Origin of the sequence: Providencia sp. PROV024, from assembly GCF_032709665.1 — a bacterium.
GTDB lineage: Bacteria > Pseudomonadota > Gammaproteobacteria > Enterobacterales > Enterobacteriaceae > Providencia > Providencia huashanensis.
In genome coordinates, this window is sequence record NZ_CP120545.1 from 1,005,286 (window position 1) to 1,029,312 (window position 24,027).

Here is a 24,027-nt window from a genome sequence, read left to right on the forward strand (position 1 = left end):
AAATAATTATAGAGAACAATCTGGATATGATGGCAGCAGCTAAAGGAGATAAAGCTGCCGCACAAAGAGTTGCTGCAAGAGAACAAGCAGCTGGAGTAGTGGGTTTAGTTGCCGTCGGCGGGGTTGTCATCATACTCGGAGGTGAAATAGTTGTTGCCGCGACTCCACAAATTGCGGAAGGGTTAAAATTAAGTTTTGCTGGATGTAAAGCTAGCGTCAGTTTCTGCGCGACTAAGCTAGGCTTGGTAGCAGCCGATATAGCAGCACCTGAAGCTGCTATATCGACAACCGCAATTGGAGGAGCGGGCTATAAAGTCGTAGTGAATTCTGAAGAGGCACTTAAATCATTAAAAAATATAATACCAACCACCTCAAAAGAGCTATTGACTTCAGGTAAGCTTAATATCTCGAAATTAACCCCCATCATAGAAAAAGAGCAGTTGCACGCCTCTGCGACTAACAAACTGATCGCAGAGATTAATAGACTCCCGTCTAAGACTCAGGCTGCAAATACAGCCACCATGATAGGTGCGTATGATCCTGTGACGGGGAAGATAGCTATTGGATATAGCGATGGTAAAATTTCAGCTGAAATGCTGAATAAGGACACTGTAATTTATGTTGAGAACCAACTCGGTGTTAAAATAGGTGAATATACAACATTTTGTAAAAATACAGTTGGCTCTTGTGCTGAGGTATCAGCCGCGGACTCGTTGATTCGTCAAGGAGTTAAGCCAGAAAATATCCGATTTACCCAAGCGATCAGGCCAAGAGAGGTTTGGGGAAAAGATACAATTCCGCTAAAAGCAATAAAAGAAACATGTGATAATTGCTTAGTTACATGGCCAACAGGAGTAGATAAATGAGTATGTTAGATATTAATTGGAAACCTAGCTTTGGTTCGGTTTTTACTTGGTTTGCCATGGATAAAAATGGAAAAATCGCAGTCATGATTAATAATGGTTTTGGTGATTTACCTAAATCGTTACTGGCGATTAGTAATGTTACAGAACTATTGAATAATTTAAATGAATTTATGTGGGAAGAATCAGCAACTTTTGTAAACTATCCCCTTGATAAAGGTGGCTTAGCTATTTTAGATTTATATTCATCATGTCTTTATCGACATCTATCTTCGAAAAAAGAAGTTGAAGAGTGCATAGAAAGCGAGTTAATGACTTCGGGGCATTACAGTGATACTAATCTGTCAGTCAATAAAGGCTTTTTTATTTATCAAGCTATAGAAGGCAATAACCCCGGAGATGATTACCCTGTCGGCTATGATGGTGAAACTAAGATGGGAGATTATTTCCGTTATTTGATGCCGACTATTTATGCTTCAGTTGAAGACTTTCCCAAAGAGTTGCGCCATGGAATTGCGGTATCTGATACCATTGATTTCACTGTAGACCAGTTATTCGATAACGACAAAATTAGTGAATATTTTCCTCGTATGTACCATGATTAAAGTTAGGAAAGTATTATAAATAACCGCCATCTTTACGTAAAGATGGCGGTTACTGCGGTATAAACTTTAGTCTCTAATGACTAAGTTCTTTTTTAGGGCTACTTACCCAATAAGTGTAAAAAGTGAATATGTTTTTCATATTGGTCAAGAATATCGTGAATGATTTGTTCTTTAGCCCAACCCATCACATCATAATCTTGCCCACCTTCTTTTAGATGGATTTCAGCACGGTAGTAACGTTGTTCTTCATTTTTCTCTTCATCAATTTCATCCCCCATACCTGCTAAGGCAAAAGAAGGTTGAATATAGTAACGAAGGCGAACTTCATATAAAAAGTTCATATCATTACCTAAATCCACTTCAAACCCGATCCGGTCATCTCTGTCGGTGTGGATATGGCAAACCGTCCCTTGCTTCTCGAGTTCCTCTGATACCATTTCCATTGAAGGTTTCACGGATTCCTCGATAAAACGCTTAACATGTGAACGCTTAGGGAAATAAACGATATTACGTAAGCGACGCTGCCACGGTATAGGATTACGGCTTGCTGTAGGAGCGATCGTTGCGAGCTGTTGGCTATCGCGTTTGTAGGCATCGACACGCAATGCTTTAAACAAACCATAAATAGAGACTAACAAGACCATAGCAAATGGTAATGCACTCGCAATCGTCAGCGTTTGCAAGGCTTGTAAACCACCAGCGAGTAGCATAGTGATAGCAACAATACCCATCAGGGCTGCCCAGAAGATACGCTGCCAAATAGGGGTATTTGAATCACCACCTGAGGCAAGGGTATCAACAACCATTGCACCTGAGTCCGCCGAAGTCACAAAGAACACAATGACCATCAGCATGGCGCAAAATGACAATACAGTAGAAAAAGGAAAGTAAGTTAAAAATTCAAATAAGGCGAGAGAAACATCAGATTGTACGGTTTCCGCTAACTTAGTAGCTCCCTGATTTTTAATTAAATCAATAGCAGTATTACCAAAGAACGTCATCCACATTAAAGTGAAACCGGCAGGAACAAACAGTACTCCAGTAACAAATTCACGGATAGTACGCCCACGAGAAATACGAGCGATAAACATCCCTACAAATGGAGACCATGATAACCACCAACCCCAATACAAGAGAGTCCATCCCCCTAACCAACTACTTGATTTGGGTTCATAAGCGTAAAGATTAAAGGTTTTAGTGACGATCTCTGATAGGTAGCCACCTGTGTTCTCAACAAACGATTTCAACAGTAATACTGTTGGCCCTAAAATAAGAACAAGGAGCAACAATAGGAAGGCTAAACCAAGGTTGAGTTCAGATAAAATACGGATACCTTTATCTAACCCTGAGACCACCGAGATAGTCGCTAAGCCTGTAAAAGCAATAATTAACCCAACTTGCACCATTTCATTAACGGGCAGACCAAATAAGTGGTTCATCCCCGCATTGACTTGTAAAACACCAAAACCGAGCGATGTGGCGACACCAAATACGGTACCGACAACCGCAAAAACATCGACAGCGTGACCAATTGGGCCATAAATACGCTCGCCAATAATAGGATAAAGAGCGGAGCGTAAAGTAAGAGGAAGCCCATGACGATAGCTAAAAAAGGCTAAAATTAATGCAACTATGGCGTAAATCGCCCAAGCGTGTAACCCCCAATGGAAAAAGGTTAATCGCATGGCATCTTTAGCGGCTTCAACGGTTTGGGGATCACCAATAGGTGGGTTCAGATAATGCATTACTGGTTCAGCAACACCAAAGAACATCAAACCAATACCCATACCAGCGGAAAATAGCATGGCAAACCATGAAACATAGCTAAAATTTGGCTGTGCGTGATCCGGTCCTAATTTTATTTGCCCATAACGAGAGAGTCCCAGATAAGTCACACTCAATAGAACAATCGCAACAGCAAGGATATAGAACCAGCTGGCGTTATTAAATAAATTTTGTTGAAGATGACTTAGATGAGATTCTGCAACTTGGGGCATTAAGGCAGCAAAGCCAACAATGACCAAAATAACAATTGCGGAGCTATAAAATACTGGGGGACTAATTTTGGAGCGAACTTTTTTAGAATCATCATTTATTTGACTCATAACAACCTTCTTTTGTTTTATTTTATTTTTGGCATACCAATAGAGACAAAGTATGCAACCTGCTGTCCTTCTTAATGAAACAATGGATAATTGTGAAAGGTTTCCTAAGGAAACAAAGTAGAAAGAACAATAAATACATCGTGTTAATAGCAGTAAAAACGGCTAAAAGTAGTGATTAATTTTGAGCCTTGAACCCTCTTTAGTGTAAAAAATCAGGCGGACATACTGCCACGATATGGATAAATGATCAACAACAGCGGGAAATAAAATAAGGATGTAATAAAAATATCATGTTAATTATCATATTATTAATAAGTTATAATGTAATATTTACATTCTTTATGGAGAAGTTAATCGAAATAGATAAAACAAGCGGTTTTTTACGTAAAAACGATAAGTTAGCAGTGAGATTAACAGAATTATCGTAGCTGGCTGTCTTTACTTCCACGGCGGTTATAGCCGCTATACGCAGCGTTTTTTTTATCCAATTCATTTTGGCAGCTGATACACAACCTGACCCCTGGTAAGGCTAAACGACGGGCTTCAGGAATGGTTTCGCCGCACTCTTCACAAATCTCAGCACTTTCACCTGAATGTAACTGGTTACGAGCTTTGGTGATTGCGTCATCTAATGTTGCATCAATTTGTTCTTGAACGGCATTTTCATTTGCCCAGCCATTCGCCATAAGAAACCTCGGTTTGTTTAATTATTGACCTAATATTAATATAGGGGCGAGAAAATTAAATTCAAGGTCAATTATTGTTCTAAAGAGCGAGTCATATAGATGTGGTCCATTCCGTCTTCATCGTACATTTCCCCCTCTGTTTGGTACTTTAAAGAGTGATAAAACTCGATGGCAGTATGTTGTGCAGAAAGGCCTATTTTTTTGAAATGATGTTGTTGTGCGTAATGCTCAACAAATTTCATGAGTTCGCGGCCTAGCCCTTTTCCTCTATGCTGTTTTTGTACCGCAACACGGCCCACTTTGACTAACCCGGTCTCTTCAAACAGAATGCAACGTAACACTGCTGCTGGGTGTTGATTAAGGTACAAAACGACATGCAAGGCAGTATCATCATATTCATCAACATCGATGTCAGCAGGAAAGCCTTGTTCGTGGGTAAAGACTTGTTGGCGTAGGTCAAATGCATCTTCCACGAGTTTGGGGATTGCATGTCCAAGGCTATATTTAATTTGCATGAAAAATCCTGATATCGACGTTATAAAAGAAACCCCACTATATAACGAGATAACCATTAAGTAAGGAAGGTTTTAGTACTTTTATTGTTACGAAAAATAAAAAATGGGAAATGCAGGCATTTAAGCCTGCATTTAAGGTTGCAGATAAGGTGAGAGTATAGGCGTTTGATTTATTGATTAATCAAAGCTTATTCCTATTTTTAGCGTTACTAAAACTTATTTCTCATCTGTTTTAGCATCGTTTTCGGCTTTGAGTGACTCCGTTTTTTCTTTCACATCGGTGGCCATTTCATCCGCTTTATTGATAGCATCTGTTTTGACTTCTTGGCCAAACTCAGCCGTGTTTTGCTTTAATTCCTCGGTCTTATTTTTTACATCTTCAGAGAGTTCATTTGCTTTTTGCTGACCATCTTCTTTTAGCTGTTGTGCTTTTTCTTCAGCTTGCTTAACCGTATCATTCCCTTTGGATGCGTCATCACAGCCTGCTATGGCCGTCATAATGCCAGCAAAAAATAGTGAGGCGATAACTTTCGTATTCATAAACATATCCTTAGTATTAAAGGGGTGATTGAAATCATGCAAATGCATTAATCATAATGCTCATATTTAAATATAGTTGAAAGTAAAATTGTTATAAAACAAATTAATGATTTTTTGAAAGGTTAATATAAATTAGGGTAGATAAAGAGACTTGATGGCCGACTTGGTTGAAAGGCAAATAAAATATTTTAATGGTTAAGTCGGTCATGTAGACATATAAGTAAGCAAACCAGCTAAAATGATGAATAGCTGTCGGTTTACAAACGATAAAAATATATTTTTAATTGAGATAATAGAGGGATAGCAATATGACGTACTATTATTCGTTTATCATTTTGAAGTTTATTATTGGTTTCGCTATTGTTATCACACATATGAATTTATCAGGAAAGACTCAGCTTTCCCAGATGACACCAATTGATTTTATTGGCAATTTTGTGCTTGGGGGAATAATTGGTGGGGTCATTTACAGTGATACTATCCCTCTTTATCAGTATATTACTATTTTAATAATTGGTGTTTTATTTATTAGCTCTTTGAATTTTCTAACAAAAAAGTTTAATTTTTTTCGTAATGTTGCAATTGGTAATCCCATACCAATCATCAAAAAAGGGCAGTTCATTATGGAAAATATCTTAAAAAAAGGAAATAAAATCGACATTATTAATATTTCTTCACGGATACACGCCCAAGGTATTCACTCATTTCAAGAAATTTATTATGCACAAATAGAGCCTGATGGGCAGCTAACGGTTATTTGTGATGAAAAAAATATGCCTTCGGTGATCTTGATGAAAGATGGCATCGTTAGAAATAGCGAGTTAGATTCTATTGAAAGGGATGAAGAATGGCTAATGCAGCAAATTGAATTACAAGGAATTGCTTCTGTCGATGATATTTTCTTAGCTGAATTTTGGCGCGGAGAAGTTAGTTTTATTTTACGAGATGGTAAGATAAACCGTAAAAATAGCCATGAATTAAAAATTATTGCATAAAGCAAGTAAGTAGATGAAGCAAACCTCATCTACTTACCCTCATATTATTTCTTCAAATCATCATAAAGCATCAGTGATGATTTATTTTCAGGGTCGCCTATATAACGGGGTTGCGGTTTAAACTCATTGTTAAATAAGCTTTTTTGAGATTCAAACCCAGTATAATTTAACCCAGCTAAGTCAGACCATGCATAGATAAAATCCATAGTACTAAATGGGCGAGTTGTTTTATCATTTAAATCAAATTGATGGGTATTCAACCACTCAGGGGACTGCCAAACAAGGAAAGGAACATTGTAAATGACTTTACTTGGTTTGCCTTCACTACGCCCTAGCATTTTGTGTGGCGGTGTATCGTAGACATCTTCACCGTGGTCGGAGAAAAAGACTAAAAAGCCATTTTCTTTTGAAGAATCAAAGTCTTTAATTAATGTTGAAACAACATAATCATTATAATGTTGCGCATTATCATAAGCGTTATAATCGTTTACTTCATCTTCATTAAGGTTTTTGGGGACAACATCGTCTTTCCCTTTAAATATGGCTTTTTCTTCCGGATAGCGGAATTCATAGCGCATATGCGTCCCTAATAGGTGTACAACAATGAATTTTTTCTCAGCAGGGTCAGCGAGCGCTTCTTTAAACGGAGCAAAGACCACGTCATCGTATATACGCGAGCTTTGTGCCATATCATTATTGAGGTAATACTGTTTATCCGTTTGGCGAGAGAACGCTGTAAGTAACGTATTACGCTCGGTCATCGTTTGCTGATTGGTGATCCAGAACGTTTTAAAACCTGCTTGTTTCATCATGTTCATAATGGAGGGGCGGGAATTAAATAGCTCCGGTTCTGTTTGAGTTGCAAAGGTGAGAATTTGTTGTAATGCTTCAATGGTGTAAGGACGCGATGTCACGACATCATTAAATACTGACAAATTTGTTGGGTAATCCCTAGCGAGCTCATCTAATTCAGGCGTTGTTGGGCGTGTGTAGCCGTATAAACTCATTCTATCACGGCTGGTGGATTCACCGATAACCAACACAAATGTCCGAGGGGTGTTACCATTCGCATCGACGAAGTTTTCTAATGGTGGGATCTTGCTATTATCGCGAATGAGCTCTTCCATATTCGCAAGTTGGTTCTTATATAATAAGTAACCACTCACAAACTGCCATGGAGCTGCGTATGCCAGTTTACTATTCACATAAGAGGCGACATTGGCTATTGGGCGGTCTTGCTTAATTCCTTTATTATAATAAGGGATACCAAACAGAATAATTAAAATCAGTAATGAGATACCGATTCGCCCTGATTTTGGAAGTGTAACTGGTTTTAGGCGTGTCCAAAGAAAAATAGCAACGACAGTATAAGCCAGTATTACACCAACCACTTTGAAACTAAAATATTGTTTAAGAAACTCCCCAGCTTCATTGGTGTTGGTTTCAAACATCACAAACATAACACTTTGTGATATTTGGTGCCCATAAACAACAAAATAGGCGAGAGCAACCACAGAAGATAGCCACAGGACGATACCTATCAGCCCTGCAACCAGCTTAATTTTTTTTGGAAAAAGTAAGGCGGGGATTAGCCAAAGGGAGCTGTAAAGTAATGAGTCCCTTAAGCCGATAGAGTTGCTTTGCCCAGTAACAAGCACATATAGCTGTAATAATGACGAAAAATACCAAAAGTAGATTAATAACCAGAACAAAGCGATCCAGCTAAACCTTGCAGAGCGTGTAGTGTTAACCATAGTTTTGTAAACTCTTGTTTTCTATTATCGTTAAGTCACATTGAAAAATAATTGGGAAATCGGTGTTTAGATAAAAAGGTGTAAATTAAGTTCAAAAATATGTTATCTATCAATAAGGATTTCTTAATTTTTCTTTGTTTTTTTCATGTTAGCAAATAGCCAAATAAGGTGACATTCAATTATAGACGATGTTTTATAGGTTATTATAGAAATACTATGATGACGGATAATTGTGTGTTATCGCATTTAGCGAATTGATATTATCCTTTGATATATTTATGGTATATCAAAAATTTGCAAATTTTATCAATAAAGGGTGAGAGCAACTCATGTTAGACAACTCATTTGTGGCTTTTCTGAAATCATCCTTATCAATCAGGGTATTACTTTCTTTACTGATTATTATTGATGGTGCAATGATTTTAAAACCTGTTTTAAGCGCTTATACAGACTACATTGATTGGCGTGAATCAGGGCTAACACAGTGGTTAAAATCATTAGGCTTTATGAAATTACTGGATATCCCGCGTTTCCTATTGGGGATTTCATTGATTTTCCTTTCGTTATTTATGGTCAATGGTGCGCGGATCGCCTGGGTGTTTTCGTTGTTTTTACTCGGGATCATTTCATTTGTTGATCTAAAATTAGTGCAAGAAAATATTCACCAAGGCTATTTCTCCCTCGCTTTGTTAGTGGCACTTTGCGTATTTTGGAAGCTATATCATCACCATAGCTTAACCAGTGCAGGGTTCGTGGCCATTACCTGTATTATTGCATTATTGCTCTATTCAATTTTTGGTACTTTGTATATTGGTGATGAATTTTTACCTGTCGTTAAAGATGGCACGACCGCTTTTTATTTTGCTTTGGTTTGTATGACAACAGTCGGTTTCGGCGACATTGTCCCAGTCACCGTGGATGCACGGATATTTACAGTGACAGTCATTCTTTTAGGGATCACGATTTTTACCACTTCAGTGGTTTATATCGTTGGGGTATTAGCGAAAGGCACAAAAGAAATTGTGCGTAAGAGGTTTTCTTATATGAAAAATCATTATGTGGTGATTGGCAGTACCCCAATGGCTGTGAATGTTTACCAAAGCCTGAAAAAACGTGAATTACCTGTTGCAGTTATTTGCCAAGAAAACCATCGAAGTCACTATCCAGAAAAAGATAACATTGTAACTGGGGACCCAACGAGTAGTGAATTACTCGCTGCAGCCAATGTAAAGCATGCTAAGTGTGTGCTGATTATGACAGACAGTGATTCACTCAGTACATTTGCTTTATTGGGCGTGAAAGAGTTAGCAGGGAGTGATAACCCAGTTAAAACTGTGGTTTTGATCAACCAAGAAAACAATATGGATAAAGTTCGTTTATTGAAGCCGGATATGCTGTTTTCATTATCGACTCTAGGCTCTGAAGTTTTGATGCAAGTGCTTTGCGGTGACGCAATATCCAATGACTCGATTAGTGATATGCTGTTGAATAAAGTTGCAAAAAGCTAACCTCTAAATCAAAACAGGAATTCTGCTTCATGCTAAGTGCTCAACAGGTGAGTTGCCATCGGCAAAATAGAGTGTTATTTCACCAGCTAGATTTTACGGTGCAGCCCAGTGAAATTTTACAGGTCGAAGGGCCAAATGGGGCGGGGAAAACCACCCTTTTACGCATGGTGGCTGGGCTATTAAAACCTGATGAGGGGGCTATTTGTTGGAATAATCAGCCGATTGATAAACTTAAAGAGGAGTTTACCCGTCACCTACTTTATTTAGGGCATAAACCGGCAGTTAAATCCTTATTGACCCCTTACGAAAACCTAAAGTTTTATCATCAAATGCATCATAAAGGGGATGCTGGAGAGCAGATTTGGTCTGCTTTAGAGGAAGTTTCTTTAATTGGTTATGAAGATATCCCTGTTAGCCAACTGTCAGCAGGGCAACAGCGCCGAGTGAACTTAGCTAGGTTATGGCTAAGTGATGCCCCATTATGGGTATTAGATGAGCCGTTTACTGCGATTGATGTAGCTGGTGTAGAACGCTTAACAGAGCGTTTTCATCAACATGCAAAACAGGGGGGCATCATTTTATTTACCTCTCATCAAGCCATGTCGGGGCAATTTGGGTCACTAAAACTGACTGGTGGGGTTGAATCATGTTTTGGTTATTAATTAATAGAGAACTCAAAATTGCATTTCGTGGTTTTTCTGAACTGATGAACCCGTTGTGGTTTTTCTTAATTGTTATCACATTATTTCCGCTAAGTATCGGGCCTGAGCCCCAGTTATTAGCGCGTATCTCCGTAGGGGTGTTTTGGGTGGCTGCAATTTTATCGTCACTCTTATCATTAGAACGCTTATTCAAAGACGACTATCTTGATGGTTCCCTTGAACAGTTGTTACTCGCACCACACCCCTTATTTATTAGCGTATTCGCTAAAGTTATCGCCCATTGGTTAGTGACTGGTCTGCCGTTGATCCTGTTATCTCCCATTGCCGCATTAATGCTGTCTTTCAGTGCTGATACACTTTTAGTGCTTGTGGGGACGTTACTATTAGGGACACCAGTGCTGAGTTTTATTGGGGCGATTGGGGCCGCATTAACGGTTTCATTGAAGAAGGGCGGTGTTTTAGTGAGCCTGCTAGTTCTTCCTTTATATATCCCAGTACTTATTTATGCGACAGGGACGATGGAAGCCCATAGTTTTAAAATGCCATTAGATGGCTATTTTGCTATTTTAGCGGCTTTATTCGCTGCGAGTATCACTTTTTCCCCTTTAGCGATTGCTGCGGCATTAAAAATCAATATCAGTAATAGCTAACTGGTTTATCTCATCTATATTCATCAAAAAGCCCTCTGAAACCTTCGTCTTTTTAGTTCGAGGGGAGAAAAGAGGGTTTTAAAAACTCGAATAAGTTTTTTCCTCCTTCCTGATAAAAAAGTGTAACCAATTTAATCTGACTCCGGGTACTCGGAACTAACGATGTTACCGTCAATGCTGGCAATCAATTGAATGTAACCACTTCTGACGAAGCACAGCATGAAACTCATGTGTCGAAAACAAAAAAATCAGGGTTAATGAGCAGTGGCGGTTTAGGTTTCACGGTTGGTTCAACTTCACAAAAAGTGACTACCGAAACCGATAGCAACCAGAAAAAAGGCAGTGTGATTGGCAGTACGGCGGGAGATGTAAACTTAACCGCTGGTGGCAGTGCAAATATTCACGGCAGTGATGTGATTGCGGCGAAAGATATCAATGTAACGGGCAGTGATGTGAGTATCACCGCGGCTGAAAATAGCCGTACGGATATCACCACGGTGGAAAGTAAATCCAGTGGGTTGACGGTATCGTTAGGCGGTACAGCGGGTAGCCTGTTAGATGGTATGGCGCAGACTGCAAAATCAGCGAAACAAGAAGATGATGGTCAGTTAGCTGCACTTAAAGGAATGAAAGCGGGCTTACAGGGTGTACAAGCTCAGCAAGCCGGTGAGTTGGCTGGACTGAAAGAAGGTGGTAGTGTGGCAGATGCCTTTGGCGTCAATGTGTCTTATGGCAGTAGTTCTTCAAAATCCACCACGAAAACACAGCAAAATACCGCATCAGGTAGCAGCTTAAGTGCTGGGGACAATGTCAACCTTACAGCCACAGGTAAAAAAGAGGGTAGCCAAGGCAACCTGACGGTACAAGGCAGCCAAGTGGATGCAGGTAAAAACATAACCTTAACTGCGAAAAATGATATTAACCTGACCAGTGCCACCAACACTCAAACCGTGAATGGTAAGAACGAAAGTAAAGGCAGTTCAATCGGTGCAGGTATTAGTACGGGCGGTTGGAATGTTAATGCGAGCGTGAATAAAGGCAATGGTTTTGAGAAAGGCAATAGCCAGTTCTATACCGATACAGAGGTTAATGCGGGTAAACAACTGACGCTGAACAGTGGCAAAGACACCACGCTAACCGGTGCGCAAGTGAGCGGTGAAAGCGTTAAAGCCAATGTAGGTGGGGATTTGACCCTATCTAGCCAACAAGCGACGGACAAATATGACTCGAAGCAACAAAGTGGCAGTGTATCTGGCAGTATTGGGTCAGGGTTGAATACCACAGCTTCCGTGAATGCCAATAAAACCGAAATGCACAGCGATTATCAATCGGTAGATAAGCAAACGGGTATCAATGCAGGCAAAGGCGGTTTTGATATTACGGTGGGTGAGCATACACAACTTGATGGTGCGGTCATAAGCAGTACGGCAGAGGCGGATAAAAACACATTGGATACAGGTACTCTGGGCTTTGGTGATATTAAAAACAAAGCGGAGTACAAGGTGGATAGCCAAAGTGGTGGTTTCAGTACAGGAGGCACACCATTTGAAGACCAGTTAATGGGGAATGCAGCGGGTTCACTGCTGACCAATGTGAATAACAAAGGGAAAGACAGCAATACCACGCATGCAGCGGTATCGGAAGGTGAGATAATCCTTCGTGATAAGGCTAATCAGAAGCAAGATATACCTCTACTCAGATGGCAAAATTTATTAAAACATCATAAATATACACAATGGTTATCTTTGCAAACTCATAATATGAACAAGCTTATATAAAAACAGTACAACCTCGGCTTCTTAGTATTTTTACAATCGCAGGTTCTATACTAAAATTATTCCATCGTAAGTCTAGCTTCATTAGTTTTGGTATATTTACTAGGCTATCGGGTAAATTACTAAGCTGATTAGCACGTAAATCTAGATATTGAAGTGACTCAATTTCCCCAATAGAGCTCGGTAGTGAATATAGTTTATTAAACCTTAAATTAAGAGTGTGAAGATGTTTAAGACTTGATATCTTTGAAGATATGTTATCAATTTTATTATTATTTAAGTCGAGTATTCTTATTGCAGCTAAACCTAAAATATCATCGGGTATATGAGTTACTGAATTATTCATTAAATAAACCTCATGGACACCTGATAGCTGCGTGATCGAGTTTGTTAAATCTATAATTTGATTGTTATATAATCTTAATTCTTTCAAATTTGTTAACTTAGAAAATTGGTCAGGAAGTTTTTTTAATTGGTTATCAGTGGCATTAAAATATAACAAGTCGTGTAGGTTTGATAATGATTCAGGAAGCTTTTTAATACCATTATCGCTTAAATAAAGAAATTGTAGCTTATTTAGGTTACCAATTTCGGTAATGACCTCATTAATGCTATTATGCCCTAAATCTAGCATCTCAAGATAACAAAGGCTTGCTATGTCAGTAGGGATTGATTTAAGTTCATTACAAGATAAGTTAAGGACTTTTAATGATTTACATTGGGTTATTAATGATGGGAACTCCGCTAACTTATTGTTATATGCACTAATAACACTATAGGAAAATGGCGATGAAATTAATGAATCAATTTCTAGATGGTGACCTGAATCTAAATTTAACGCTAAACTAGAATCTGAATGTTGGTGTAACATAGGTTTCTCCCTATGATGAGTAAGTGAGTTACCCTTAAATTTCAGGTAACGCTCAAAGTCAGTAATAGTATAAAACAACCACGATATTCTAATTAAACAAAATAATACATAACAAAAGGTAGGAAATAATGTCTAATATCTTGTTATTAGATAGCGACAATTTTTCACGTATGCTTTATCAGCCTGAACAACAACCTGGGCAGTGCGTTATTGTTTATTTTTCGGCTTCTTGGTGTGTACCATGTAAGAACATGCAACCTATTTTCCAACAAGTCGCGAACCACATTGATGATAAAAAAATAGTTTTTGGGGTTGTTGATATTGCACAATCACCAACTTTAGCACCTAAGTACGGGATAAAAACTGTACCCACTATCGCAATTTTTCAGGACACTCGGTTAGTTCACACGATTGCAGGAGAGGTACCCTTAAATAATGTATTAATGGTATTGAAGCAGGTGCTCGATAGTTAGTAATATTCGATTTTTTGCGTTAAGTTAACTCTAACTACTCATACAAGACATTCACAATGTTAATACTTATTTTAGAAGGTGTATTAATCGGTTGCTTACTTGGTTTAACTGGGGCCGGTGGCGGGATTCTTGCTGTCCCCGCCCTGATGGTAAGCCAGAACTGGAGTGTAGCTTTAGCCGCTCCAGTTGGTCTTTTGGCAGTGACACTCGCTGCTTTGGTTGGTGCAATTCAAGGGCTTATAAATAAAACTATTCGATATAAAGCTGCTATTTGGATTGCGTTATTAAGCATACCTACGGCTAAATATGGTATCTATCTTTCCCATATTATCTCTCCGGTTTGGTTAACGCTCACTTTCAGCATGGTTATGTTTTATGTGGCTTATCGAGGTTTTTTGGGCGAACCAAGTGAGTTAACGCATTCAGTTTGCCAAATTAATCAAGAAACAGGAAAATTTATTTGGAATATCAAAACTGCTGCTGTACTTGGTGGTATTGGTATAATTTCTGGGTTATTGACAGGGTTGCTCGGGGTGGGTGGGGGGTTTGTGATAGTCCCAGCACTACGGAAGTTTACCAATTTAAATATGAAGAGTATTATCGCAACATCATTACTGGTGATTTTTTGTATTGGTAGTATTAGTATTTTTATTAATGTATTAAATGGATTCCCCTATCCAAAAGAAATTAGCTCTATTTTTATTGTCTCTTGTATTATTGGTTTATTAATAGGGAGGTTAATAATTAATTATCTTTCAGCTAAAATGATTAAAACGATATTTTCAATATTGGTCATTATTGTTGCATTAGTCTTGTTTATTTCATCATTAAGTGAGTTGAATTTCATTTGATTTATTAAGGGATTAATAGGTAATCGATTAATCTATGTGGTATGCCACTATTTTTGATAAACCGTAGTTTAACCTATCATAATGGCATAAAATCGATTTATCTTCATCCGCAAATAGGTATAATGAATAATCGCATTTTTTCTGCCCTGATAAAGATTGATATGAACTAATATTATATTCATCGGGGTGGTCATTAAAGGTTAACTAATATAATTATGGCAAAGCAAGATAGCTCAACAACGATAATAGATATAGCTAAGCGTGCTAATGTAACGGATATTACAGTCTCAAGGGCATTTAACCATCCAGAAATGGTAAAGAAAGAAACTCGAGATAAAATATTGGCAATAGCTCAAGAGCTAAATTATGTTCCTAACCTTTTCGCTCGGAATTTGAAGAATAAAAATAGCCGCATAATTGGTGTGGTTACTGATAGCACATTTAACCCATTTTATGTTGTATTAATTCAAACAGTTTCTCGTTTAGCGAAAGAAAAAGGCTATCAGGTGATGATCTTTGACTCGGATAGCGATGAAAAAGCAGAGAAAACGGCTATTGAGACCTTAGTTAGCTATAAGGCTAGTGGTATTCTGCTATCTCCTGTTCGCGATGATAAAGGCTATCAACCAAGTTACCTTTCTTTAATTGACCAGCACAATGTACCTTTAGTTTTTGTAGACCGTGCAATTTATGGCTATGAAAATAAATACTCGGGTTTATTTTTGAAAAACTTTGAAATTGGGGCATTAACAGGTAAGTTTTTGAGTCAGCAAGATTGTGATAATACGTTAATTGTTTCTGGTCCTAAAGATTCGGAAATTAGTTTGTCGCGTTTATCAGGAATATATGAGGCCTTTCCAAATAGGGGGAACATTCATGTATTATACAGTAGCTATATGTTTAATAAAAATGATGAAGCTTATTTAAGGGAAAAGGTTCAAGAACTATACACACCTAATATGTATATTGTGGGGCTTAATGGTATTATCACAGCAGGTATGTATAAAATTATTTTAGAATTAGGCTTGTCTTGCCGTTATTTTTCAGTCGATTTACCGCCATATGCTGATACTTATCACCTGTCTATTTCAGGTGTTCATCATGACTCTGTTTACCTTGGTGAGTTAACTACAGATTTATTATTTTCTGAAATAGAGCGTGAAACAAATAAAAATCACCAAACAAAGCAAATATTTGTAGATGGTAAACTGGTTGTTTACTAATTAAAGCGGCCTCGTTTAGAGGCCCTTTAATTTTTTTATTATATTATTTTAATAAAAGTTTAGCTTAGCGTTTCATTGAGCTAATTAATGTTGCTCCCCAGATAATTAAGCCTTTTACAATATATTGTACATAAGGGGAAATACCGAGTAAATTTAAGCCATTATTGAGAACACCTAATATCATTGCTCCAATTAAGGTTCCGATAATCATTCCTCGGCCACCAGCGATGGATGCACCACCAAGCACAACGGCGGCAATAGCATCTAATTCAAAGCCTACACCTGCATTAGGTTGGCCACTCATAACACGGGAAGTAAAAATAAGGCCAGCGAATGCCGCGGTAAAACCACTAATCACATAAACTAACATTTTATAGCGTTCGACACGGATACCACTAAGACGAGCGGCTTCTTCATTACCTCCGATAGCATAAATATAGCGACCAAATGAAACGTGGTTTAAAACAACATAAAAAATTAAGTAAAGCCCCAGCATTAATAAAATAGGAACTTGTATCCCCATTAATTCTTCACGTCCCCAAAAAGCAAATTCTTGGGGGAGCCCTGAAACAGGATAGCCACCGGTATAAATTAATGCTAAGCCTTTGGCGATTATCATGGCACCAAGTGTGACAATGATAGGTGGCATTTTACCGTAAGCGGCTAATATTCCATTAATAAAACCGAATGCAATACCTGATAATAGGCCAAGAGCGATTGCGGCATAGGGGTCCATGCCATAATATTTCATTAAACCCGCCATTAAAGTTCCAGAAAGAGCCATAACAGCACCGACTGACAGGTCAATCCCCCCGGTCAAAATAGCAAATGTCATACCAATAGCAATAATGGCATTAATTGAAACCTGACGAGCAATCGTTGAAAGATTATTTACCGTTAAGAAATGCTCATTAAAAATGGACATACATGTAAATAAAAGAATTAAACCAACGAGTGGTAGAAATGCAGGTATTTTTGTTAGCTTAGAAAAACTAAATTTATTTTTAGTTAATGGAATAGCACTTTGATTAGACATAGTCATTATCCTATATAATATTGCCGGCTGCATGTACCATGATCTGAGTTGAGTTTATATCGTCCCCATTTAACTCAGCGGCAATTTCACCATCTCGAAAAACTAAAACTCGGTCACTAACACCGATAACTTCTGGCAACTCTGATGAAATCATAATGATAGAAATCCCTTTTTCAGTCAGAGAGCGCATTAACTGATAGATTTCTGATTTCGCACCAACATCAATTCCTCGAGTAGGCTCATCGAAAATAAGAATTTTAGCTTGCTTATTTAGCCAGCGAGCAATAACAACTTTTTGCTGATTACCACCACTTAAAGTGGAAACGGCAGTATGAGGCTCTGGTGTTTTAACTTTTACTTGAGAAATTAATTCAATAGATAAAGTGAGTTCTTTTTTATTTTGGATTAAAAATAATTTTTGAGCGTGGTTATTTAACCAAATATTCTCTTTTACAGAGAAAGGCAAAACAAGTCCTTGAGTTTTTCGACTTTCAGGTAATAAACCAATTCCTAATTGTAAAGCCGTCGCAGCTGATTTAATTTTGACTTCTTTACCTTCTAAAATAACTTTTTTCTTATAGGATTTATCAGCACCAATCATGGCAAGAATGGTTTCGGTACGGCCTGAGCCGACTAAACCAGCTAACCCTAATATCTCCCCTTTTTTTAACTGAATATAGTTTACAGGGCTATTAGCAAAACGCTGGACCTCAGCATCTAAAATGACCTCTTGTTGATCAAATTGGCGCTTATGAGGGTAAATATTTTCTACTTCACGACCGACCATCATTTCGATAATCACATCTAAATCGGTATCATCGACTTTACGCGAACCGATGTATTGACCATCGCGTAATACGCTGATAGTGTCACAGATCTCATAAATTTCTTCTAAATGGTGAGAAATAAAAAACATCCCAACCCCTTTAGCTTTTAAATCACGCATCACATCAAATAAATGATTGGCTTCATTTGGTGTTAATGTCGCTGTAGGCTCATCTAATACGAGGATTTTTGCATCTAAAGAAAGAGCTTTTGCAATTTCGACAAATTGTTGTTCTGCGATACTTAAATGGCTAATAGGTTCATCAATATTAATATTCACACCTAGCTCAGCTAATATCTCCTGAGACTTTTTACGCATTGATTTTCTATCTAATAAACCAAGTTTATTCTTTAACTCTCTATTTAAAAAAATATTTTCAAAAGCATTTAAATAAGGAATTAGTGAAAACTCTTGGAAAATAATACCCACACCCGCTTTAATGGCGTCTCTGTAGTTATGAAACGTATGTTCCTTACCTTCAATCAGAATTTGCCCGCTATCAGGTTTATGTATTCCACATAAAACTTTCATTAGCGTTGATTTGCCTGCGCCATTTTCACCTAATAATGCGTGAACCTCTCCTTTTTCCAAAGAGAGATTGATATTATCTAACGCCTTAACCCCAGGGAAAGTTTTGCTGACATCTTTTAATGCTAATAATTGCATCATATTGCTTCCCTATATTTTCTTCACCGCTTAAAAATGGGTAACAAAGTCATTTGGAAGATAAATATTCCAATATGCATTTTATTATTAATTGTTATTGGAGATGTATTGCACCTATACATAGGATATGGGTGCAATACATTATTTATAAAACGAACGATTACCAGTGGAAATCTTTAGCGTTAGTTTTGTCGATTAACTTAACATCAATAGGGACTTCTTTCGGTACGTTAGCGCCCCAATATTTTGCTAGCCCCATTGCTAAGCCAATGCGGACTTGGTCACGCGGGAACTGCGCAGAAGTTGCGATAAACGGAGAGTTACCTTTTGCAATTTCAGCAACAGCTTCAGGTGAACCATCAACACTGACCAATTTCACATCACGACCAGAGGATTCAATTGCGGCTAATGCACCTAAAGAACCGACATCATTAACACTGAAGATCCCGTTTAGTGTAGGGTTAGCTTGTAGCATGTTTTCTGTGACATTCATTGCAGTATCACGCTCTTGCTTACCGTTCAATTTAGTCACAATCTTGATATTTGGATATTCTTTCATGGCGGCTTCGAAACCGCGAACACGTTCTAGAATTGGGACTACTGGAATACCATCTAAAATAGCGACTTCACCTTTACCACCAAGTGCTTCACCTAGGCGTTTACCTGCCATTAAGCCCGCATCGTAGTTTTTAGAACCTACAAAAGAGTCTATTGGCCCATTTGCTTGCGCATCAATAGCGATGACAACGACGCCGGCTTTCTTCGCTGCAAGTACTGCAGTTTCAGCACCGACACTATCGGCTGGGTTGATTAGCAAAATATCGATTTTTTTCTGTAACATATCTTCGATATCGCTGGTTTGTTTTGAGACATCATGAGCGGCGTCAGAAATATATAATTGTGCACCCATATCGCCTGTTGCGCTCTCTAAGGCTTCTTTCATGGTGACAAAATACTCGTTATTTAGCTCTTGAAACGACATGCCAACGGAAACTGGTTTAGCCGTAGCGTTAAACGCCATACCTAAGGTTAGTACACTTGCAGCTACAGCTAACTTTTTGAATTTACTCAACATAAGATGTTCTCCTAAACGAGCGTTTAATTATATGTAGGGTATTACTTTGTTTAATGTTTATTTGAATTATCAATTGCGACAAACGGTTAATATATTTATGGTTTAATGACGACTTTAATTGAGTCTGCCGATTTGGCCATAACAAAGGCTTCTTCCCAATCATCGATGGAGTAGAAGTGGGTAACGATATCATCGGCACTGACTAAACCACGGCTAAATAGGTCGATAGCGACTTCATAGCTGTATGGGCCTAAGTGAGCTCCGCGGATATCTAATTCTTTACGGTCACCAATAATCGACCAGTCAACGGTTGTTTCTTTACCAAAGACGCTAAACTCAACGAAACGCCCCAATTTACGGATCATTTCTAGGCCTTGAGTAACGCCAATAGGTGCGCCTGTCGCTTCGATATAAACATCGCAACCGTAGCCTTCGGTCATCTCTTTAACTAGTTTGATGGCGTCTTCTTTAAGCGGGTTGATCACCACGTCAGCCCCAAATTTTTTTGCTAGCTCAAGGCGTTCATCAATAGCATCGATAACGACCAGTTTTTTCGGAGTTTTCAGTTTAGCAACTTGGATCATGCATAATCCAAGAGGCCCAGCACCGGCAATGACGACGACGTCATTTAAGTCAATATCACCACGGCGTACCGTGTGAATAGCACAAGCCATTGGCTCAATTAAAGCGGCATCTTTATCCGAAAGTTCATCAGGGATTTTGTGAATAATTGCACGTTCAGAAAACCGCATATATTCAGCCATACCACCATCGGCAACTTCTTTTTGGAAGCCATAGATATCATGGGTTTCACACATCCAGTATTTACCAGATTTACAGAAACGGCATTCCCAACAAGGAACGATTTGTTCTGCTAGTATGCGGTCACCTACCTTTAATTTAAATTTTTCGGCAGAGCCTTCACCTAATTCAGCGACACGACCATAAAATTCATGGCCTGGCACTACAGGTGCTTTGATCCACGGGTCATCTCCCCAGAACATTTGAGCACCATCATTCGCTTTACAGTCACCAGCACAGATCCCGCACCCATCGACTTTGATAACAACTTCTCTATATCCTGGTATTGGTCTTTTTATATTTTCAAATCGGTAATCATGGGGACCATGACAAACAACGGCTTTCATTTTTTCAGGTAGCTTACTCATGTTCTAAAACCTCTTTCTAGTTGTTAGCCCTAATGTTGACGTCAACATTAAGCGTTTTTTTTATAACTCATGACTTGATTTTTTAACGCTTAACTATCAATAACGGTACGAATGTAAGAAAAATGGTTATTTAATGTTATAGATAAAATAAATTTTTTTTAATATGACGACGTCGTCATTTTTGAAACTAGGTATTTAAAAAACTAAAATTTGTGATTTAAATCCTAATTTTAGTCGTCTCTCTAAGTGTTTTCATTAGTAAATGGGAACGCTATGGATGTTTGTAATGCAATGAAATTAAACATAAAAAAATTCTCATTTCTCGATTTACTTCTTTTTAAGAAATGAATGTAACGCCGAGTATAATTATTTTAACTATTTTCAGAAGAGGGGAATGCATGCAAAAACATTTCAGCTCACATTTTTCAATGAAAATAATTTTAATGATTATCAAATAAAGTGATCTATATTGGTGAAATAGCCATTATTTTAAGAAATAAAATTTTATTTAAAAAGACTAAACAGAGTAATAGATAATTTTGATTGGTTATTGCTACTATTTTTCTTAAGAATGACTTTTACAAAAAAAGAGCTTTATACTTTGTTGTAATTTATCAAGCAAAGCATAAAGCCAATTAGAGCCAATATTTAACTTCATTTTGTTAAGGAAACTGTCGAACTACTATTAAATAAAGTGGTGCGAGGGGGATTCTCTCGCACCGAAAGCAGAAGGTTAAACGACCATCGGTGCAATGATAAAACCGAAGGCGACACCTGCAATTATTCCGCCTAGCCCTGGTAACATAAATGGGTGATTTAAAATGTATTTTCCGACGCGTGTAGAACCGGTTGAGTCAAACTCTATTGCGGCTAAAGACGTTGGATAGGTAGGCAGAACAAAAACCCCAGTGACGGCGACAAAAGATGCCAATATAGCCCATGTTGGAACATCTAAGGCAATGGCTAAAGGAATAATTAATGGTGTGGTGGCACCTTGTGAGTAGAGTAATGCGCAGGTAAAAAATAGCACTAAAGCTAACAAAATAGGGTAGGCGGATAATACATCTCCAGCGATGGCTTTAATTTGGTCCATATGCGCATCGACAAATGTAGTTCCTAAAGTCACGATACCTAATATGACCGCGAGGGAGCTCATTCCTGAACGGAAAGTTGGCGCTAAAACAATTGAATTTGGCGATGTTTTACAAAAAACAACCATTAAACACGCAGCACTGAGCATACAGATAATGATGATATCTCGAGTTCCCATGGGTTTACCAATATCAAAACCAGGGCGCAATTGAGGGAATGCAGCTAGTATAACGATAGCAAACGTCGCAATAATAAATAGGACGACAGAGAATTTTTCTCTCGTAGTGCTCTCGCCTTTTTTCTCTTCGTATTTATGAACTAACCCTTTTTGTAGGCGTTCTAAATAAACCTCATCATCTTCTAGTTCACAGCCTTGGCGTGATGCGATAAATGCTGCGACCATTGCTGCGACGAAAGAGGCTGGTAGACAAACAGACATAACCACAATAAAGGTAACACCATTCCCTTCCATAATGGTTAACATGGCAGCCATCGCCGCACTGATTGGCGAACCAGAAATGGCGATTTGGGATGCAACAACTGAGCCTGCTAAGGTTCTGGATGGGCGGATACCCGAATCTTTCGCAATTTCAGCAATCACGGGGAGCATGGAGAACACAATAAAGCCGGTTCCTGCCATGATAGTCATTACCCAAGTTGTAATTGGTGCTATAATATTCAAATACTTAGGGTTTTTACGCATAAATTTGCTGGCAAGGCGTACCAAGTAATCCATACCTCCAGCAGCTTGTAATGCGGACGCTGCAACTACGACGGTCATAATAATTAAAATAACATCGACAGGGGGAGAGCCTATAGGTAAACCAAATCCAATCGTTAAGACGGCTAAACCTAATCCACCGCATAGCCCTATACCTATTCCTCCCATACGTATACCGAAGAAAATTGCGCCTAATACCACAATGATTTCTAGCCAAACCATAATCGTCTCCAATAGACAATATATTGTCATTAGTAATATAAAAATTAATTTTTGATAATTAATATGAGTTATAAATGTTTTTATGCGTTTCTATTTATCATTAGATTTTGTCGTCCAACTCTATTTTCATACCAATGAATACTGGCTCTGACTAATGAGCTGGTTGAGTCAATGTATTTTTCAGGGTATTTATTTGTTTCATTTTCTAGAATGACGGGAACTTCAGTACAACCTAAAACAATAATTTCAGCACCTCGAGAAAATAATAATTCGGCTTGTTCTTTCATGATGGATTCCGCCATTTTTTTATTTCCCGACTTTAATAAATAAATGCTTTTCATTACCATCTCTTGGCTTTTAATATCTGGAGTAATACACTTTAATTTTTCATTCTCTATATTTTTTTGATATAACCCCATAAGCATAGTGGCATTGGTTGCTAATAAACCGATATGTTTTTTCTTAGTGGCTAGTACTTCCATCATTGTCGTTTCAACAATACTTAGCATATCGACGTGACAGGCCTGCTTTAGCTCGTCAAACCAAAAATGTGCAGTATTACAAGGGATAACAATACATTCAGCACCAGCAGTTTCGAGTTTTTTTAAATAATCAGTCATTAAGGGTAAGGGGGATACGCCATGGTTTAATAACGCTTCAGTACGGTCTGGAATATCAGGAATGGATGATATTATTAAAGGGATATGCTCTTGGTCTTTATTTGCGACAGTATAGTTCACAAATTTATTAAATAAATCGACGGTGGCAGCAGGCCCCATTCCTCCTAACACTCCAATTAAACCTTTCATTTTAATACTCCTGCCTCATACACCTTAATTTATAAAATAAGGGTAGTGAGATGTTATATTACTTAAATTATTTAACATATAAGTTAATATTTAATTAGCTATTAACTTATTTATCCCTGATTAATCTGTGGATAATATTTATCAATGTTTATCTAGGAAGAGAAATGCAAGTAAGTATGGTTTGATGCAAGATACGCATTAAAAATTAATCCTAAAATTAAATTATTTTAATAATGTAAGCTGAAAGGCTGAGTAGCATTGGCTTTGTGGAAAAGATATGAAATAAATAAAATTAGTTTTTGATTTTTGTTAATGTTTTAAATGGTAGGCTTATG

The 24,027-nt window shown here is 38.0% G+C and carries 22 protein-coding genes; 10 read left to right on the forward strand and 12 right to left on the reverse strand.

Annotation, left to right across the window (positions count from 1 at the left end; translation table 11 throughout):
* Window positions 1–26: 26 nt before the first annotated feature.
* The gene (locus P3L56_RS04510) at window positions 27–866 is read left to right on the forward strand and encodes a hypothetical protein (RefSeq protein ID WP_198861474.1); all 840 of its coding nucleotides are present in this window, start codon (window positions 27–29) and stop codon (window positions 864–866) included.
* Window positions 863–1,468 carry a hypothetical protein gene (locus P3L56_RS04515; RefSeq protein ID WP_048608298.1) on the forward strand — a complete coding sequence of 202 codons (606 nt, stop codon included), beginning with the start codon at window positions 863–865 and terminating at the stop codon, window positions 1,466–1,468. The genes P3L56_RS04510 and P3L56_RS04515 overlap by 4 nt, the downstream gene beginning before the upstream one ends.
* A gap of 98 nt (window positions 1,469–1,566) precedes the next feature.
* Here the strand turns inward: P3L56_RS04515 and P3L56_RS04520 are convergent, their stop codons facing one another.
* The 4 genes from P3L56_RS04520 to P3L56_RS04535 form a co-directional block, all read right to left on the reverse strand.
* Window positions 1,567–3,573, reverse strand: coding sequence for a BCCT family transporter (locus P3L56_RS04520; RefSeq protein WP_042846844.1), 2,007 nt, complete (start codon window positions 3,571–3,573; stop codon window positions 1,567–1,569).
* 419 nt (window positions 3,574–3,992) lie between these two features.
* Window positions 3,993–4,259 carry a DksA/TraR family C4-type zinc finger protein gene (locus tag P3L56_RS04525; RefSeq protein WP_166685449.1) on the reverse strand — a complete coding sequence of 89 codons (267 nt, stop codon included), beginning with the start codon at window positions 4,257–4,259 and terminating at the stop codon, window positions 3,993–3,995.
* A 71-nt stretch (window positions 4,260–4,330) separates the two neighbouring features.
* Complete coding sequence (locus tag P3L56_RS04530) at window positions 4,331–4,774, reverse strand: GNAT family N-acetyltransferase (protein ID WP_042846842.1); 444 nt, start codon at window positions 4,772–4,774, stop codon at window positions 4,331–4,333.
* Window positions 4,775–4,990: 216 nt separating this feature from the next.
* Window positions 4,991–5,314 carry a hypothetical protein gene (locus P3L56_RS04535; RefSeq protein WP_042846841.1) on the reverse strand — a complete coding sequence of 108 codons (324 nt, stop codon included), beginning with the start codon at window positions 5,312–5,314 and terminating at the stop codon, window positions 4,991–4,993.
* A 308-nt stretch (window positions 5,315–5,622) separates the two neighbouring features.
* On the opposite strand from P3L56_RS04535, the gene P3L56_RS04540 reads away from it, so the two are divergent.
* Entirely contained in the window at window positions 5,623–6,309 is a 687-nt protein-coding gene (locus P3L56_RS04540; RefSeq protein ID WP_042846840.1) for a DUF421 domain-containing protein, read from the forward strand.
* Window positions 6,310–6,353: 44 nt separating this feature from the next.
* Here P3L56_RS04540 and cptA read toward each other — a convergent pair whose 3' ends face one another.
* Window positions 6,354–8,063 (reverse strand): phosphoethanolamine transferase CptA, encoded by a 1,710-nt coding sequence (gene cptA / locus P3L56_RS04545; RefSeq protein WP_217008440.1) that lies wholly within the window; start codon window positions 8,061–8,063, stop codon window positions 6,354–6,356.
* Window positions 8,064–8,392: 329 nt separating this feature from the next.
* Between cptA and P3L56_RS04550 the strand changes: the two genes are divergently transcribed.
* The 4 genes from P3L56_RS04550 to P3L56_RS04565 all read left to right on the forward strand — a co-directional run bounded on the left by P3L56_RS04550 (window position 8,393) and on the right by P3L56_RS04565 (window position 12,661).
* Entirely contained in the window at window positions 8,393–9,571 is a 1,179-nt protein-coding gene (locus tag P3L56_RS04550) for an ion channel (protein ID WP_042846838.1), read from the forward strand.
* Window positions 9,572–9,600: 29 nt separating this feature from the next.
* Window positions 9,601–10,233 carry a cytochrome c biogenesis heme-transporting ATPase CcmA gene (ccmA, locus tag P3L56_RS04555; protein WP_042846837.1) on the forward strand — a complete coding sequence of 211 codons (633 nt, stop codon included), beginning with the start codon at window positions 9,601–9,603 and terminating at the stop codon, window positions 10,231–10,233.
* Complete coding sequence (gene ccmB, locus P3L56_RS04560) at window positions 10,218–10,883, forward strand: heme exporter protein CcmB (RefSeq protein WP_042846836.1); 666 nt, start codon at window positions 10,218–10,220, stop codon at window positions 10,881–10,883. Before ccmA ends, ccmB begins: the two co-directional genes overlap by 16 nt.
* Before the next feature lie 188 nt (window positions 10,884–11,071).
* Window positions 11,072–12,661, forward strand: coding sequence for a hemagglutinin repeat-containing protein (locus P3L56_RS04565; protein ID WP_306804103.1), 1,590 nt, complete (start codon window positions 11,072–11,074; stop codon window positions 12,659–12,661).
* Here the strand turns inward: P3L56_RS04565 and P3L56_RS04570 are convergent.
* Window positions 12,654–13,529 (reverse strand): leucine-rich repeat domain-containing protein, encoded by an 876-nt coding sequence (locus tag P3L56_RS04570; RefSeq protein ID WP_166687306.1) that lies wholly within the window; start codon window positions 13,527–13,529, stop codon window positions 12,654–12,656. The two genes, P3L56_RS04565 and P3L56_RS04570, sit on opposite strands and share 8 nt — an antisense overlap.
* A 128-nt stretch (window positions 13,530–13,657) precedes the next feature.
* Here P3L56_RS04570 and P3L56_RS04575 point away from each other — a divergent pair, with 128 nt between their 5' ends.
* From P3L56_RS04575 to P3L56_RS04585, 3 genes are all read left to right on the forward strand, one after another.
* Complete coding sequence (locus P3L56_RS04575; RefSeq protein WP_042848788.1) at window positions 13,658–14,002, forward strand: thioredoxin family protein; 345 nt, start codon at window positions 13,658–13,660, stop codon at window positions 14,000–14,002.
* A 56-nt stretch (window positions 14,003–14,058) separates the two neighbouring features.
* Window positions 14,059–14,853, forward strand: a complete 795-nt coding sequence (locus tag P3L56_RS04580; RefSeq protein WP_166687308.1) for a sulfite exporter TauE/SafE family protein — start codon at window positions 14,059–14,061, stop codon at window positions 14,851–14,853.
* A 215-nt stretch (window positions 14,854–15,068) separates the two neighbouring features.
* Window positions 15,069–16,076, forward strand: coding sequence for a LacI family DNA-binding transcriptional regulator (locus P3L56_RS04585; protein WP_048608281.1), 1,008 nt, complete (start codon window positions 15,069–15,071; stop codon window positions 16,074–16,076).
* A gap of 64 nt (window positions 16,077–16,140) precedes the next feature.
* Here P3L56_RS04585 and P3L56_RS04590 read toward each other — a convergent pair whose 3' ends face one another.
* The 6 genes from P3L56_RS04590 to P3L56_RS04615 form a co-directional block, all read right to left on the reverse strand.
* Complete coding sequence (locus tag P3L56_RS04590; protein WP_370661210.1) at window positions 16,141–17,118, reverse strand: ABC transporter permease; 978 nt, start codon at window positions 17,116–17,118, stop codon at window positions 16,141–16,143.
* A gap of 4 nt (window positions 17,119–17,122) precedes the next feature.
* Entirely contained in the window at window positions 17,123–18,607 is a 1,485-nt protein-coding gene (locus tag P3L56_RS04595; RefSeq protein ID WP_198861154.1) for a sugar ABC transporter ATP-binding protein, read from the reverse strand.
* Between the two features lie 157 nt (window positions 18,608–18,764).
* Entirely contained in the window at window positions 18,765–19,625 is an 861-nt protein-coding gene (locus tag P3L56_RS04600) for an ABC transporter substrate-binding protein (RefSeq protein WP_370661211.1), read from the reverse strand.
* A gap of 149 nt (window positions 19,626–19,774) precedes the next feature.
* A complete protein-coding gene (locus tag P3L56_RS04605) occupies window positions 19,775–20,848 on the reverse strand; it encodes a zinc-binding dehydrogenase (protein ID WP_042848783.1) in 1,074 nt (357 codons plus the stop codon).
* Window positions 20,849–21,581: 733 nt separating this feature from the next.
* Window positions 21,582–22,883, reverse strand: coding sequence for an anaerobic C4-dicarboxylate transporter (locus P3L56_RS04610; RefSeq protein ID WP_042848782.1), 1,302 nt, complete (start codon window positions 22,881–22,883; stop codon window positions 21,582–21,584).
* 80 nt (window positions 22,884–22,963) lie between these two features.
* On the reverse strand, window positions 22,964–23,692 hold the full coding sequence (locus P3L56_RS04615; protein WP_166685456.1) for an aspartate/glutamate racemase family protein: 729 nt from the start codon (window positions 23,690–23,692) through the stop codon (window positions 22,964–22,966).
* Window positions 23,693–24,027: the final 335 nt, after the last annotated feature.

Excerpts from the sequence above, each read along its gene's own strand:
- P3L56_RS04525 (WP_166685449.1), bottom strand. The coding sequence starts at position 4,259 with ATGGCGAATGGCTGGGCAAATGAAAATGCCGTTCAAGAACAAATTGAT.
- P3L56_RS04520 (WP_042846844.1), bottom strand. The coding sequence starts at position 3,573 with ATGAGTCAAATAAATGATGATTCTAAAAAAGTTCGCTCCAAAATTAGT.
- P3L56_RS04515 (WP_048608298.1), top strand. The coding sequence starts at position 863 with ATGAGTATGTTAGATATTAATTGGAAACCTAGCTTTGGTTCGGTTTTT.
- P3L56_RS04585 (WP_048608281.1), top strand. The coding sequence starts at position 15,069 with ATGGCAAAGCAAGATAGCTCAACAACGATAATAGATATAGCTAAGCGT.
- P3L56_RS04595 (WP_198861154.1), bottom strand. The coding sequence starts at position 18,607 with ATGATGCAATTATTAGCATTAAAAGATGTCAGCAAAACTTTCCCTGGG.
- ccmA (WP_042846837.1), top strand. The coding sequence starts at position 9,601 with ATGCTAAGTGCTCAACAGGTGAGTTGCCATCGGCAAAATAGAGTGTTA.
- P3L56_RS04540 (WP_042846840.1), top strand. The coding sequence starts at position 5,623 with ATGACGTACTATTATTCGTTTATCATTTTGAAGTTTATTATTGGTTTC.
- P3L56_RS04610 (WP_042848782.1), bottom strand. The coding sequence starts at position 22,883 with ATGGTTTGGCTAGAAATCATTGTGGTATTAGGCGCAATTTTCTTCGGT.
- P3L56_RS04580 (WP_166687308.1), top strand. The coding sequence starts at position 14,059 with ATGTTAATACTTATTTTAGAAGGTGTATTAATCGGTTGCTTACTTGGT.
- P3L56_RS04570 (WP_166687306.1), bottom strand. The coding sequence starts at position 13,529 with ATGTTACACCAACATTCAGATTCTAGTTTAGCGTTAAATTTAGATTCA.
- P3L56_RS04535 (WP_042846841.1), bottom strand. The coding sequence starts at position 5,314 with ATGAATACGAAAGTTATCGCCTCACTATTTTTTGCTGGCATTATGACG.
- P3L56_RS04590 (WP_370661210.1), bottom strand. The coding sequence starts at position 17,118 with ATGACTATGTCTAATCAAAGTGCTATTCCATTAACTAAAAATAAATTT.
- P3L56_RS04530 (WP_042846842.1), bottom strand. The coding sequence starts at position 4,774 with ATGCAAATTAAATATAGCCTTGGACATGCAATCCCCAAACTCGTGGAA.
- cptA (WP_217008440.1), bottom strand. The coding sequence starts at position 8,063 with ATGGTTAACACTACACGCTCTGCAAGGTTTAGCTGGATCGCTTTGTTC.
- P3L56_RS04600 (WP_370661211.1), bottom strand. The coding sequence starts at position 19,625 with ATGGCGTTTAACGCTACGGCTAAACCAGTTTCCGTTGGCATGTCGTTT.
- ccmB (WP_042846836.1), top strand. The coding sequence starts at position 10,218 with ATGTTTTGGTTATTAATTAATAGAGAACTCAAAATTGCATTTCGTGGT.
- P3L56_RS04615 (WP_166685456.1), bottom strand. The coding sequence starts at position 23,692 with ATGAAAGGTTTAATTGGAGTGTTAGGAGGAATGGGGCCTGCTGCCACC.
- P3L56_RS04510 (WP_198861474.1), top strand. The coding sequence starts at position 27 with ATGATGGCAGCAGCTAAAGGAGATAAAGCTGCCGCACAAAGAGTTGCT.
- P3L56_RS04605 (WP_042848783.1), bottom strand. The coding sequence starts at position 20,848 with ATGAGTAAGCTACCTGAAAAAATGAAAGCCGTTGTTTGTCATGGTCCC.
- P3L56_RS04550 (WP_042846838.1), top strand. The coding sequence starts at position 8,393 with ATGTTAGACAACTCATTTGTGGCTTTTCTGAAATCATCCTTATCAATC.
- P3L56_RS04575 (WP_042848788.1), top strand. The coding sequence starts at position 13,658 with ATGTCTAATATCTTGTTATTAGATAGCGACAATTTTTCACGTATGCTT.